We start from the raw sequence: 13451 nt of genomic DNA, 5'->3' as shown, positions 1-13451 counted from the left end.
CTTATTCGATCACAATAATCGTGGAGTTACGCTATGTTTGATCTCATTCGCGTTGCACTGATTGCAACACTTTGTCTGTTCGGACTGGGTCGCGCCAATGCAGCCACGGTGCAGGATGAACAGGGTTCCTTTACGCTCGACACGCCACCTCAGCGCATTGTGGTACTGGAACTCTCTTTTGCTGACGCGCTGGCTGCCATAGACGTCAGCCCGGTTGGCATCGCCGATGACAACGATCCAGACCGGATCCTGGCTGAAGTACGTGAGCATCTCAAACCCTGGCACTCTGTCGGCACGCGTGCGCAGCCGAGTCTGGAAGCCATCAGCGCGCTGAAACCTGATTTGATCATCGCCGACAGCAGTCGCCATAGCGGTATTTACCCGGCGCTGAAGGCTATTGCCCCGGTACTGCTGCTGAAATCACGCAACGAAACCTACGCAGAAAACCTGCACTCTGCGGAAATCATCGGCAAGGTGCTGGGGAAAGACAGCGCGATGCAGGTTCGTCTCACTCAGCACCGCAAAATCATGAAAGGCTATGCCGACCAGCTTCCCAAAGGCACAAGTGTCGCTTTCGGTACCTCGCGCGAACAGCAGTTTAACCTGTACTCCAGCGATGCCTATACCGGCAGCGTGCTGGCCACACTCGGCCTGAGTGTGCCTAAACCGATTAACAACGCCCCTATGGCCTCCATCAATCTGGAACAGTTGTTGGCTATTAATCCACAGTGGCTAATTGTGACGCATTACCGCGAAGAAAGTATTGTGAAACGCTGGCAGCAGGATGCACTCTGGAACATGCTGGAAGCACAGCAAAAACAGCAGATTGCCGCCGTAGACAGCAATGCCTGGGCGCGGATGCGCGGTATTTTTGCCGCAGAACGCATCGGCAGCGATACCGTGAAAATTTTTAAGCATCAGCCTGTTAGCATCAGCCGCAAGCAATGAAGCACGGTTTTCATCCGCTTTGGCGTTGGGGATTACCGGTAACAGCACTGTTAGGCGTGTTTTGGCTCAGCCTGTTTTGCTATTCCGCGATCCCCATTCCCGCATTGAGCGCCGTCAAAGCGCTGATAACAGGATCGCCCTCTTCGCTACCGGAGGCGCTGGTGCTCAACCTGCGCCTGCCTCGCAGTCTGGTAGCCGTATTGATCGGTGCCAGCCTGGCGCTATCCGGCGCCCTGCTTCAAACCTTGACCCATAACCCACTGGCTTCTCCTTCTCTGCTCGGCATCAACAGCGGCGCCGCGCTGGCAATGGCCTTGACCAGTGCATTCAGCGCGTCGCTCTCCGGTTACCCTATCGCTTTTGTTGCCGCTATTGGCGGAGGAACCTGCTGGCTGGTGGTCATGGCGGCTGGCGGCGGCTGGCGACAAACGCTTGACCGCAATCGACTGATTCTGGCAGGCGTCGCGCTTTCAGCCCTGTGCATGGCGTTAACCCGCATCACGTTGCTGCTGGCGGAAGATCACGCCTATGGCATTTTTTACTGGCTGGCAGGTGGCGTATCGCACGCACGCTGGGTGGAATTCTGGCAGCTCTTCCCGTTTGTCATCATCGTCACCCCCGTAGTTCTGCTGCTGGCGAACCAGCTTAACCTGCTGAATATCGGCGATGTCAGCGCCCATACGCTGGGCGTCAACTTAGGTCGTCTGCGCCTCATCCTCAATGTGGCGGCGCTGATTCTGGTCGGTGCCTGCGTGAGCGTCGCTGGTCCGGTCGCGTTTATCGGCCTGTTAATACCGCATCTGGCGCGTTTTTGGATCGGTTACGACCAAAGAAAAGTGCTCCCCATGAGCATGCTGATGGGTGCGGCGTTGATGTTACTGGCCGATCTGCTTGCCCGCGCGCTCGCCTGGCCGGGCGAACTGCCTGCCGGCGCAGTGCTGGCCCTGATCGGCGCGCCCTGTTTCGTGTGGCTGGCAAGGAGGCGAGGATAATGCGCCCCGTTATTGTGTTTATCTCGATTACGCTGTTGTTACTCGCCACCAGCATTCTGTCGCTGCGCATGGGCGCGATTCCGCAGCCGTGGTCGGCGTTGATGAGCGGCTGGCACCGCACCAGCGAGCATCATTATGTCCTGACGCAGTATCGCCTGCCCCGCGTGCTGCTAGCGCTGTTCGTCGGCGCAGCGCTGGCGATTTCCGGCGTGCTGGTGCAGGGAATTGTGCGTAACCCGCTAGCCTCGCCCGATATTCTCGGCGTGAACCACGCGGCGAGTCTGGCAACCGTCAGCGCACTGATGTTGGTGCCTGCGCTACCCGTGATTTGGCTACCACTTCTCGCGTTCATCGGCGGCATTGCCGGGCTGCTACTGCTGAGACTTATCGCAGGCGTGCCATCCCCAATGCGGCTGGCGCTCATCGGCATCGCGCTGGCCGCCACCTGGGCAAGCGTCACCGACTACCTAATTCTCTCCCGTCCGCAGGATATCAACAACGCACTGCTGTGGTTGACGGGAAGCCTATGGGGACGCGACTGGTCATTCATCATGGTCGCACTGCCCGTCCTCAGTGTGCTCATTCCGCTCAGCCTGCGCTTTTGCCGCGATCTGGATTTGTTAGCACTGGGCGACGACCGCGCCAGCACGCTGGGCGTTAATATCGGGCACGTTCAGTTCTGGGGATTGGCACTCGCCGTGGCACTCGCCGCGACCAGCGTGGCTATCTGTGGCCCTATCGGCTTTATCAGCCTCGTGGTGCCACATCTGATCCGCTATCTGGTGGGAGGACGGCACCGCTGGCTCCTTCCTGCTTCTGCCGTTGCTGGTGCGCTGGTACTGCTGCTTGCCGATCTGCTGGCACGCACACTGAACCCGCCGATGGAATTACCCGCTGGGGTGCTCACCGCGATTATCGGTGCGCCCTGGTTTTTTTGGCTTCTTGTGAGAATGCGCTAAATGGAACTGACAACACAAAACCTGACGGCGGGATATGGCGACAAGCGTATTCTTGATGGCTTGTCACTTTCACTGCCTGCGGGGAAAATTACTGCCCTACTCGGCCCCAACGGCTGCGGTAAATCAACGTTACTGAAGTGTTTCGCCAAACTCCTTATGCCGGAATCGGGGGCTATTCGGCTCAACGACAAGCCGCTCTCTACGTTCTCGGTTCGCCAGCTCTCGCGCCATCTGGCGCTGTTACCACAGCATCACCTCACGCCAGAGGGGATCACCGTACGTGACATGGTGGCCTACGGACGCAACCCCTGGCTATCGATGTGGGGACGCTTATCACAGGACGATCGCCAGCGCGTGCAGCTCGCGATGGAGAAAACGCACATCGTCGACCTCGCCGACAAACGGTTAACCGATTTGTCCGGTGGACAGCGCCAGCGGGCGTTTCTGGCGATGCTGATCGCGCAGGATACTCCTATTGTACTGCTCGACGAACCGACGACTTACCTCGATATCAATCATCAAGTTGAACTGATGAAACTGCTGCGCGAACTGAATCAGGCGGGCAAAACGGTGGTGACCGTTCTGCACGATCTGAATCAGGCCAGCCGCTACTGCGATCATCTGGTGATGCTGGCCGGTGGACGCGTGATAGCACAGGGGTCGCCACGCGAGGTCATGAAACCGGACTTACTACAACAGGTATTCAGCATCGATGCGGAGATCCACCCCGAGCCGATATCAGGCCAGCCAATGTGTGTGGTGCGGTGAGCGCAAGCAGAAAATAGGATACTGCGGCCTGAACGCCTCTTCAGCAAAAGAGAGCCAATTGGGTCATAGATCCTATGAATATTAATAATATAAAAGCGTAATCGATAATCATCATAGAGATACGCATTCGTCATCCTGTTGAAAGACATAAATAAACTTATTGATAAAAGAGGATAAATCTTGGCATGCAGAGATAAAAAGAACTAAATATCAATACATCGGCTAATTATACATTTTTAAACTTTATTAAAACTTATGTATTGCCTTGAGCAAGGTGCGTGCTTTAAATTTAATCACCTTGAGAAAAGGAGTAATCAAGATGTTATCAAAAAATACTTATTTTAGATGCAAATGTAAAGAAATAGACAGTGCAGAAACGCTTATTCAGTTGAAAAAAACCATCTTACACATTATAAAACCATATGGATTTAATTATTACTCCCTCTACAAAGAAAGCCCTTACCCCTTAACAAAAAGAAAATTTACCTTACTAAGCTGCTTTGACGATAATTTTACCATTGATAGAGAAACTCATAACTCAGTTCTAACTATACTTAGCAATGCGACTTTACTTTACCCACCTTCAATTTTTTCCTGGCAAACACACATAAAAAAACAGCATCCTAAAACCTTAAGTTATTTTAATAAAAAAAATATTAAGGATGGGTGTTCAACAATATATAAAACCCCCAAAGATGAGAATGTATTATGCTCATTTTTTAGAGGAGAAAACCTTACAAAACAGGATGAGCATAATGTAGATGACCTAAGCTTACTCGTTATATCGGCATCAATGGCCTGTAAATATTCGTCCCTAACAGAGAGCAACAACGATTCTCCTCCGCTGACAATACGTGAAGTCGAGATCATGCGCTGGGCCTCCGAAGGAAAAACATCCTCAGATATCGCCAACATCTTGCATTTATCAACTAGTACCATAAATTTTCATATGCAAAATATCCTTGAGAAGCTGGCGGTGCCGAACAAGGTCGCCGCCATTGCTAAAGCGATATGTTACAATCTGATTTAAATGTAGTGAATATAGTCTTTAATTATCGACTGCCACGATTTATTTATCAGACTCATTAGTTCAGCATGATTAATTTTTTCTTTATCTATATAAACACAGACATACCCACAAAAATCATTGTTCGTTTTTGGAATTTTATAAACTGGGGAATTTCCTTTAACATTTACCTTAATGTCAATAATCTCATACTGATATTCATTAAGTATTTCCTTCACTAACGACGCCATTTCATTTTTCATTAACTCCTGGTTAATTTCTGTTTTGATAGTTCCGTCTTCAGGGGCAAGTAGGTTAATAAGAAACGCGCTACCAATAGGTTCTGGAATCGCGCGGGTATCAGAAAAACCTTGCACCAAATGATCAACCCATATTTTCTGCAACGATATACCAAACACTTTATTTGCCATATCCCAGATGCGCATGCCGGCAGGGCGACGATTTGTTTCGACTAAAAACGTTTTTCCAGTGATTGAATCAAGTTTAATTTCGTTATGAAAAGCGCCGTAACGTTGACCCGAAAGAAGATTCATACTTTGACCAGCTTTGACTAATGCCAGAGCCTGCGTCGGAGAACACTGTGCTGGCACGATTTGTCCAAGTTCGACAGGATAATCACCAAGCTGACTGACTTTTTGCGTCAAAAATGAAAGTACACCTACGCCGTCATAGGAAAACTCAGAATCAAAAGCAATCAACTCCTCTGCAATGATGCTGCTGCCAGGTGCAGCCAGACAGGACGCAGCGTAAGAAGCCTCTAGCGAATCCATGGCCTTGACGATTTTCACACCAATGTTTGCCCGACCATCGACTGGTTTTATTACTACACCTGACGGACATAATTCAAAAAACGCTTTTAATTGCTGATAATCGCTCACATGCGTTGAGCGTGGCGTAACAATATTCTGTGCATGAAGAAATGTTTCCAGGATCGATTCCTGTTCCCTGAATTTTAACTTGTCGATACCAGCAAAACTTAATGTCGCATCGTCACCATATAGCCCTAATCTTTTGGCAATGACAGCCGCGTGTCCCGATACCGCATCCATAAAAGGGAGAATACAAGCACACTCCATTTCTACATTTTTAATCAGTTTAATCACTTCATCTTCATAATTCACAGTAGATACAGGCAGGTGATAGACGTGATCACATATATTTCTCTCCTCACCCGAGAGCATATCACTGACGATCACCATATCCAGGTCATACTGCGCTTTCACATATTCCTTGATAAGTTTTAAGTCATGAATTCTTGCAGGAAGATAATCAAGAACTAGCAGATACTTTTTCGTGTTCATTCTCTATCCTTATGAGATTAATCTTTTGATGTAAAGTAACGAAATGGATTGATTAGAAAAAAAGAAAAAACGACAACCAGAAAAAAAATAATAAAAATATATTTATAATCAATTAGCAATAAGGATTTCGCGCAAATAAAGCTAGCCAGCGGAACGGCTAATTGATTAAGAACCAATACAATACCTAAATAACGAGAGAATCCCTCCGCAGGTAAAAGCCTGGCACGATAAAAGCGGGAAAAAAGATTGAAGCACCCTTCCGAACCAATAATAAGCAGAAAGCCAAGAAGATAAACATAGAAATTATTTGCTACACCAACCACCAATAAACCACATGCAGCTATAATAAATGCGCTTAGCCCCACAGTACAAATGTGGAATCGACGAATTAGTTTTGGCGCAACAAAAAACAGCAAACAGTTGGCTATTCCTGCCATAGCAAGCGCCTGCGCGTAGCCTTGTTCAGGCTGGTGAAAAATGGATGTAATAACATAGACTGCCGTTGATAATAATGCCCCTTGCATGATATTTACTAAAAAGGTAAGGCTTATTATTTTTTTCAAATCTCGATTAGCAGCAATATAGGCGATGATGTATTTTAATGACTTTTTATCATGACTTTCTGCACTCACTGTCGTCTTCACTTTGTGGATAGACATCCACAAAAAAGTGCTGACAATGAAAGGGATTGATATAAATATAAATGTTTGCAGAATAGAAAACTTTAACGTTAAAAGACTTACAAGTATTGGTGCTGCTATATAAGTAAACTGCTCGACAAATTGCAGTTGAGAGTAAATAGAAGGTAGTTTATCACTAGATATCGTTTGAGAAACGAAGCCCTCAAGATTCACATAGCCTGCGCCGCTAAAGAACGACAAAATACAGGCTACAGGGATAATCAGGCTTACTATATATTCAGGAGATATATAAGGGTAAGAAAAATACAATAATAGGCACACGCAGCCTCGAATACTGTCACTAAAATATAGCATTCTAAGTGGGTGAATTTTATGCCCAATCCAACCTGAAAGAGGCAATGATACTACGCGTGCTAATCTTTCCAGACCAAAAGCTAAGGAGGTTAATGAAGCGCTATTTGTTGAGGTATACACCAGTACCGGCACAGCGAAAATAATAAATGCTTCTGCAAATATAGAAAAAAAACGTGCCAACACAATTTTCGTGATCACTGGTGCAACCTGTATAAATTAATGAATAGACTTAATGATATAATCACCCAATACTAAAAAGTCAATTCTTGTTTTGAGAAAAGTTTTAATAGCGTCCTCCGGTGAACATACAATGGGTTCACTATCGTTAAAAGAAGTATTAAGTAGAATAGGTACACCTGTAAGCTTATGAAACTCACTAATCAGATGGGTATAGCTTTCATTTGTTTCTTTATCGACAATTTGTACCCGTGCGGTGCCATCTGCATGCGTAACAGCGGGAATAGCATTTTGCTTATCAGGCTTAACATCCATCGCTAACAGCATATATTTTGCCGCATCGGGTAAACCACGAGAAATAAACCAATCACTTGCATATTCTCGCAGCACGCTGGGTGCGAAAGGCCTAAAGAACTCACGATGCTTAACCTTTAAGTTCATCAGATCGCGAATATCTTTATTACGAGGATCGGCCAACAGACTACGATTACCAAGGGCGCGAGGGCCAAACTCCATTCGCCCCTGAAACCAGGCCACAACATTATTATCAGCGATCAGGGAGGCGACTCTTTGGTGGATATTATCCACTTTCTCCCAGGTTAAATTGTATTTTTTCAATTCGTGCTCATACTGCGCATCTGAATATTCAGGACCGAGATAAGCACTGACCATTGGATGACGCTGAGTGTGCTCCATAATATGATGCCAAATATACAGTGCAGCGCCGATAGCGGTACCAGCATCATGTGCGGCTGGCTGTACATAGATATCAGCAATGTCACACGCTTCATAGAGCAATCGATTTGTAATACAATTCAATGCTACGCCACCAGCCAGACAGAGGTAGTGGCTACCGCTGCTTGCCAGATAATGCCTGGCAATGTTCATAACAATATCATCGGTAACAACTTGCAGTGTCGCTGCAATATCATAATGTTCCTGACGTAACTCGTCATGTTTATGACGCTTTTGCAAATCAAACAACGATTCCAATTTTGAGAATGATTTACTACGAAACGTGAGAATATCGTTATTAATAGTAAACTGCCCTTCCGGCAAACACTCAACAATCGTGGAAAACTGCTCCTTGAATCTTTCAGCATCACCATATGCCGCCATGCCCATAACCTTGCAGGCATCATACTCAGAAAATCCAAGATACTCTGAAATTCTCTCCCACATAAAACCTATTGAGTTAGGATACGTTATGGTCGATATTTTCGTTAGTTTATTTTCCTTTCCAATAAAAACACCTGCGGTATTATCCTCACCGATACCATCAAGAGAAAGAACCAGTGATTCATTAAAAGACGAAGGATAATATGCAGATGCAGCGTGAGCAGTATGGTGCGCTACCCAATGAAAATCACCGCGGAATCCCATGTTTTGCAAGATCAATGGAACATTTGCTGTTTTACGATAGAACAGACCTTCTCCAGGCTCACTTGCCCAACCATCAGATAACTTTGTCTCATTAATATAAGCAGACTTATGCCTGGCTACGGGATCAATAGAGTAGCCAATGCTATGAACATCACACAGTTGAATACCAGCAAAGGCAAGCGCAGCGTTAAGCGAAGACAGGGGTAACTCATCAGGATTATCAAGATCTGCTGATTTCCCATGTTTTTGCCTATTTAAACGCTCTTCTTCAATCGCAAAAACAACCTCACCATCCTTAATCAGGCACACTGAGGATTCATGGTAGACTGAATTAATGCCTAAAATATACATTTTAAAACCTCTTAATTCAGCTTAAGCACCAGACAGCGTAAACTTCCGCCACTTTTAAAATATTCACTCATATTGCATTTAACAACATTGAAACCAAAATCATTAATTTTTTGTTCAACTTCAGGAGAACAATCATGCATTAATACATCGTTACCAATAGGGATATTGTTACATACAAACAGCTCTTTGGCATCAAACTCCGAGACAGCAATGCGCCGGCTAAAGTTTTTTTCAATATAATCCTGACTTTCCTTAGTGAAAGCCTCAGGGTAATAAATAATTGTATCTTCAGAAATGAAAGAGAAGGCCAGTGCAACATGAAAGAACGTATTATCCTGAATATGTAACTCGCCAAGAACTTTCAATTCTGGATACGTTTCCCGAATGGCTTTAACCGCGTCTTTATCAGAGCGAGGACCGAAACCGAATATAATACTGTCGTCCCAGTAAATCACATCTCCCAGACCTTCAAAATGTACACCGGGCTCGACACGATGGACTTCAAAACCCTCTTTCTTCAAAAAATCGATATAATACGGTGTTTCACCCTGCCGTTCAGGGTGCCTGAAATTACTTGCCAGAAATTTATTATTATGAATCATGCCGCAGTCACCGGCAAAAGTCATATCTGGTAAGCCTTTTACTGGCTCAATAACTTTAACTTTTATACCACGGGTCACCAGTTGATCGTAAACATAATTCCATTGATTTTGTGCGACAACTTTGTCTACTTTGTTTTTTGGATCCATCCAATCATTAATAACATATTCAATATCGTAGAAGTCAGGTTTACACATCAGTAGTTCATGAATCATTTTATTTCCCTTTTTTTGATTGCACTACATTTACTATGAATATTAAATATCCGTGAAAATCCTTCTGCATCATCTTGACTATAAAGATGTCCACAGTTGTAAATGGCCATATCCGCATTGTAGATTGACGAATCCGAATCACGAGAGATAACGCGGGCGTAGTACATACCGATCTCTAAATCTACGGTGCCATTCACATTGCAATTGATACTGTCAATAAAAGAGTTTAAATGATTCATTAAAGGATCGTACCAAAGACCTGAATAAACCATTTCAGTCCACTTTCTATCGATAGTTTCTTTAAACCAATTTTCATTTCTATTAGAGCAATAAATCTCTAATTGCTTATGTGCCATAATTAAAAGATGTGCTGCTGGAGATTGATATATCGCACGACTTTTTAAGCCAACGACACCATCCTCAACCATATCGAACAGGCCGACTAAATAGGTATTACCAATTATTTTTAATCTTTCAATAATCTCGTAAAGTGGCATACATTCATGATTCAACGAGACAGGTATACCTTTTGCAAAACCCAACGTGATGACCGTTGGCTCCGCACATTCTTTATATTCTGCGGATATAAAATCCTTTACGTCTTCAGGCATTGTACGGCCAGGATTTTCTAAATCGCCACATTCTATCGTCAGCCCCCACATATTCTCACTCGTAGAGTAGGGATTATTACAGCCAAACTCTAATGGAATATTATAACGGCGTGCATAGTCATAAACATCTTGATCGCTATGGGAAAAACGTCTCAATGAAGCTATGGGTGTTTTACCGAGTATTTCTATATTCATGTCCATTCTGACTTGATCGTTTCCACGGAATTGATGTGCAATATGTTCAATATTCAACTCGGTTGCGACTTCAACCGCAGCCTCAGCTAACGCTGGACGTGATAATGCCGCACTGAGATGGTAGCCATCTTGATATATCGCATTAGCCTTGATCGCTTTTGAGATTATATTACGTGCGTATTGGTCACGATAATCCTTATAAATAAAGCGATCTGCACCTGCGGCTATACATTCCCGCTCAATATCTTCTATGTCACATGCCTTGCCTTCATCAATCAAAACAGAATACACATTGGTAAAGTTTTTCTTTAGATCCTTGATAATGAGCGGGTTGTAAAGACGATTATAAAATATAACAATAACATTATCAGAAATCATTTAGAGTACATCCTAATTCATAAACGAGAGATGTTAATTCATTGTCACAGTCACTTTTTTCAATCAACTCTGAGAACCCGTGCTTTGCAAGCCATGTATCACTGTAAATAGTATCAACGTATCGTTCACCACTATCTGGGATGATAATCACGACATTATCCCCCGGGTTGAACTTATTCAGACGTTCCAGCCCAGCAGATAATGCACAAGCCCCCGTGCCACCAATCAGGATGCCTTCTTTACGAGCCAACTCACGAGCTATTTTAAACGCCGTGAAATCAGATATTTTTATCGCATCGTCGATGTAACGATCATCTAGAATTTTGGGACGAAATGCCAAGCCGGCACCCTGCACAAAATATTTCCCTGCCTCACCGCCAAAGATAATTGACCCCATCGGCTCAACCGCAAATACTTTAATCGCAGGATTCATTTCTTTAAGGTATCTTGAAACGCCAGTGATTGTGCCGCAACTTCCTGCGGTAATAAAAACACCGCTAATATCACCAGAGAACTGACTGTATATTTCTCGGGCTGTTGAATCATAATGTTCCTGAGGGTTATCCTGATTCTCAAACTGCATGGGACTAAAGGCGTTTGGGTATAACGAAATGATTTTTTTAGTCAATTCTATACGATACAAAACCGTATCAATACCATCTTCAAATTCAGGTAAGAAAATGATATCCGCACCATAAGCCTTTATTTTATCTCGTTTAGCACTGGGTACCATGCGATCTAAAATAGCAATAAATTTATATCCTTTTGCGGCGCATGCCATTGCCAAGCCAATCGCGGTATTCCCTGATGATGGCTCGATAACGATCATGCCTTTGCGCAGTACGCCTTTACTTTCTGCTTTCTCCAGCATGGAAATAGCGATTCTATCTTTAATGCTCCCACCTGGATTGGTTGTTTCCATTTTAAGATGGACATTTACGCCTTGAGTGTCAAACGCATTGATACGTACACAGGGTGTATTTCCTACTGTCTTAAGAATACTGTTGTATTTCATTTTAATTTTCTCTGAATTAGCTGGACTATATATTCTGGCAATAAGAACAGGAATACCACGATTTGCTTGATATACGAATAGCCCATTATTTTCAAACTTTAAAAAATCAAAATAATGAAATAGATTTCGTTTAAAAAACCCATACATAACGCTCAGCATAAAAACACCCTTCGTTTATCAAAAAATATTCCTATCCGAGAAACGTTAGCCACCTTAAGTTTTACGTATTTTCTTTACAACTAGCAGAATTGTCAGTTGCGGAGGATGTCTTGAAGAGAGAGTCTTACGCATATAAAGCATTCGATAAGAGTAGGTGATATGCGCATACTGATCATAGGTAGTGGCTTTTCCCCGATACATAAGAAACTCAAGTTGCTTGGGCATCACTTGTTCATCATCCCTGATCCCACAAGAAAGATTAATCTTAATGAAGATAATCTTTATGATGGTATCAATTTCCCTGAGAATAAAGATGACATAGAATCATTAGCACGAAATATATGTGAAAATAAAACAATTTTCAGTATCGACCGCGTAATCGCTTTTAATGAACAATGGCAACAGGTCGCAGCTCGTGTAGCGGCCTATACCGGGTTACCGATTATTACCGATGAGCAATTGGTTAGCAGGACCGTGGATAAATATTCGATGCGTAATCATCTGAAAATGAATAACTTCCCAACGATAAAATTTGAAAAAATAAATCAACATTCTGATCTTGCCCCTGCATTGAAGCGTGTTGGCTTTCCTGCTGTTTTAAAACCACTTTCAGGTGAGGCCAGCAGGGATATATTTCTTCTTCACGATGAGAAAAGCTATCATCAACTTGAGCCAATACTTTGCGAAAAGAGCGGTGAAACGTTTATTCTTGAGTCATTTGTTGCTGGAGATGAGTACAGCGTTGAGGCTATTTCTTACCATGGCCAACATCATATTTTAGCCATTACAAAAAAATACAAAAATGATAGATTCGTTGAAATTGGTCATGTTTTACCCGCACCCATTACGCTTGAGCAGGAAGATCTCATCAGAGAATATATTCAAGATTTTCTAAGTGTAATGGGGTTCGACAACAGTGCCTCCCACACTGAAATTATTCTTTCAAATAATGGCCCCACCGTTATCGAAAGCCATACTCGCCCAGGCGGAGACAATATCTATTGCCTATTGGAGTTTTCTACAGGCATCGATTTGATGAATCTTGTAGCAAAAATAAATACCGATAGTGTGGAGGAAATTGACTTACGTAAAAGGGAGGATACCTGTTATTCAGCGGTATGGTATTCCTCACCAGAAGGTAATGAAAAATTTATTCTCGACAGTGTACTAGGTCTGGAAGAAGCAAGACGCCGAACCGGTATCAAAGATATTACTATGTTAACGAAACCCGGTGACACGGCGCGCCGCGTAGCAAATAGTTTTGATAGGAGTTTATTTGCAATTGCGACAGGGACTACGGCTGGCGAAGCATTATCTACCGCTCAGGATGCATTATCTGAGATAACACTAAAGTACAAATACTGCACAAAATAAAAG

General features: G+C 44.1%; 12 protein-coding genes. 6 read left to right on the top strand and 6 right to left on the bottom strand.

The window, feature by feature from the left end; genetic code table 11:
- Positions 1 to 33: 33 nt before the first annotated feature.
- The 5 genes from ACKQAD_RS04475 to ACKQAD_RS04455 all read left to right on the top strand — a co-directional run bounded on the left by ACKQAD_RS04475 (position 34) and on the right by ACKQAD_RS04455 (position 4697).
- Complete coding sequence (locus ACKQAD_RS04475; RefSeq protein WP_409159047.1) at positions 34 to 948, top strand: Fe(3+) dicitrate ABC transporter substrate-binding protein FecB; 915 nt, start codon at positions 34 to 36, stop codon at positions 946 to 948.
- Positions 945 to 1940, top strand: coding sequence for an iron-dicitrate ABC transporter permease FecC (gene fecC, locus ACKQAD_RS04470; RefSeq protein WP_409159046.1), 996 nt, complete (start codon positions 945 to 947; stop codon positions 1938 to 1940). The genes ACKQAD_RS04475 and fecC overlap by 4 nt, the downstream gene beginning before the upstream one ends.
- Entirely contained in the window at positions 1940 to 2899 is a 960-nt protein-coding gene (fecD, locus tag ACKQAD_RS04465; RefSeq protein WP_409159045.1) for a Fe(3+) dicitrate ABC transporter permease subunit FecD, read from the top strand. The genes fecC and fecD overlap by 1 nt, the downstream gene beginning before the upstream one ends.
- Positions 2900 to 3667, top strand: coding sequence for a Fe(3+) dicitrate ABC transporter ATP-binding protein FecE (gene fecE / locus ACKQAD_RS04460; protein WP_409159044.1), 768 nt, complete (start codon positions 2900 to 2902; stop codon positions 3665 to 3667). It begins immediately after the preceding gene.
- 319 nt (positions 3668 to 3986) lie between these two features.
- Positions 3987 to 4697, top strand: coding sequence for a helix-turn-helix domain-containing protein (locus tag ACKQAD_RS04455; RefSeq protein WP_409159043.1), 711 nt, complete (start codon positions 3987 to 3989; stop codon positions 4695 to 4697).
- On the opposite strand, the gene ACKQAD_RS04450 is transcribed toward ACKQAD_RS04455, so the two are convergent.
- Genes ACKQAD_RS04450 through ACKQAD_RS04425 form a run of 6 tightly spaced genes read right to left on the bottom strand, consistent with a single transcriptional unit; the run spans position 4694 to position 12074 of the window.
- Positions 4694 to 5995, bottom strand: a complete 1302-nt coding sequence (locus tag ACKQAD_RS04450) for an ATP-grasp domain-containing protein (protein WP_409159042.1) — start codon at positions 5993 to 5995, stop codon at positions 4694 to 4696. The two genes, ACKQAD_RS04455 and ACKQAD_RS04450, sit on opposite strands and share 4 nt — an antisense overlap.
- Positions 5996 to 6012: 17 nt before the next feature.
- On the bottom strand, positions 6013 to 7188 hold the full coding sequence (locus ACKQAD_RS04445; protein ID WP_409159041.1) for an MFS transporter: 1176 nt from the start codon (positions 7186 to 7188) through the stop codon (positions 6013 to 6015).
- 18 nt (positions 7189 to 7206) lie between these two features.
- Positions 7207 to 8901, bottom strand: a complete 1695-nt coding sequence (locus ACKQAD_RS04440) for a carbamoyltransferase family protein (RefSeq protein WP_409159040.1) — start codon at positions 8899 to 8901, stop codon at positions 7207 to 7209.
- An 11-nt stretch (positions 8902 to 8912) separates the two neighbouring features.
- Positions 8913 to 9716: a dimethylarginine dimethylaminohydrolase family protein gene (locus ACKQAD_RS04435; RefSeq protein WP_039355988.1), complete on the bottom strand. Its 804-nt coding sequence runs from the start codon at positions 9714 to 9716 to the stop codon at positions 8913 to 8915.
- Positions 9713 to 10900: an argininosuccinate synthase gene (gene argG / locus ACKQAD_RS04430; protein WP_409159039.1), complete on the bottom strand. Its 1188-nt coding sequence runs from the start codon at positions 10898 to 10900 to the stop codon at positions 9713 to 9715. The genes ACKQAD_RS04435 and argG overlap by 4 nt, the downstream gene beginning before the upstream one ends.
- A complete protein-coding gene (locus tag ACKQAD_RS04425) occupies positions 10890 to 12074 on the bottom strand; it encodes a PLP-dependent cysteine synthase family protein (protein ID WP_409159038.1) in 1185 nt (394 codons plus the stop codon). Before ACKQAD_RS04425 ends, argG begins: the two co-directional genes overlap by 11 nt.
- A gap of 159 nt (positions 12075 to 12233) precedes the next feature.
- On the opposite strand from ACKQAD_RS04425, the gene ACKQAD_RS04420 reads away from it, so the two are divergent.
- On the top strand, positions 12234 to 13448 hold the full coding sequence (locus ACKQAD_RS04420; protein WP_409159037.1) for an ATP-grasp domain-containing protein: 1215 nt from the start codon (positions 12234 to 12236) through the stop codon (positions 13446 to 13448).
- The last annotated feature ends 3 nt before the right edge of the window (positions 13449 to 13451 follow it).

This window comes from Pectobacterium artocarpous (genome assembly GCF_046159765.1).
Classification (GTDB): domain Bacteria; phylum Pseudomonadota; class Gammaproteobacteria; order Enterobacterales; family Enterobacteriaceae; genus Pectobacterium.
The sequence above is the reverse complement of the archived record's forward strand: the minus strand, read 5'-3'. Positions and strand labels throughout refer to the sequence as shown.

Coding starts and splice junctions, on each gene's coding strand:
- ACKQAD_RS04475 (WP_409159047.1), top strand. CDS start 34: ATGTTTGATCTCATTCGCGTTGCACTGATTGCAACACTTTGTCTGTTC.
- fecC (WP_409159046.1), top strand. CDS start 945: ATGAAGCACGGTTTTCATCCGCTTTGGCGTTGGGGATTACCGGTAACA.
- fecD (WP_409159045.1), top strand. CDS start 1,940: ATGCGCCCCGTTATTGTGTTTATCTCGATTACGCTGTTGTTACTCGCC.
- fecE (WP_409159044.1), top strand. CDS start 2,900: ATGGAACTGACAACACAAAACCTGACGGCGGGATATGGCGACAAGCGT.
- ACKQAD_RS04455 (WP_409159043.1), top strand. CDS start 3,987: ATGTTATCAAAAAATACTTATTTTAGATGCAAATGTAAAGAAATAGAC.
- ACKQAD_RS04450 (WP_409159042.1), bottom strand. CDS start 5,995: ATGAACACGAAAAAGTATCTGCTAGTTCTTGATTATCTTCCTGCAAGA.
- ACKQAD_RS04440 (WP_409159040.1), bottom strand. CDS start 8,901: ATGTATATTTTAGGCATTAATTCAGTCTACCATGAATCCTCAGTGTGC.
- ACKQAD_RS04435 (WP_039355988.1), bottom strand. CDS start 9,716: ATGATTCATGAACTACTGATGTGTAAACCTGACTTCTACGATATTGAA.
- argG (WP_409159039.1), bottom strand. CDS start 10,900: ATGATTTCTGATAATGTTATTGTTATATTTTATAATCGTCTTTACAAC.
- ACKQAD_RS04425 (WP_409159038.1), bottom strand. CDS start 12,074: ATGCTGAGCGTTATGTATGGGTTTTTTAAACGAAATCTATTTCATTAT.
- ACKQAD_RS04420 (WP_409159037.1), top strand. CDS start 12,234: ATGCGCATACTGATCATAGGTAGTGGCTTTTCCCCGATACATAAGAAA.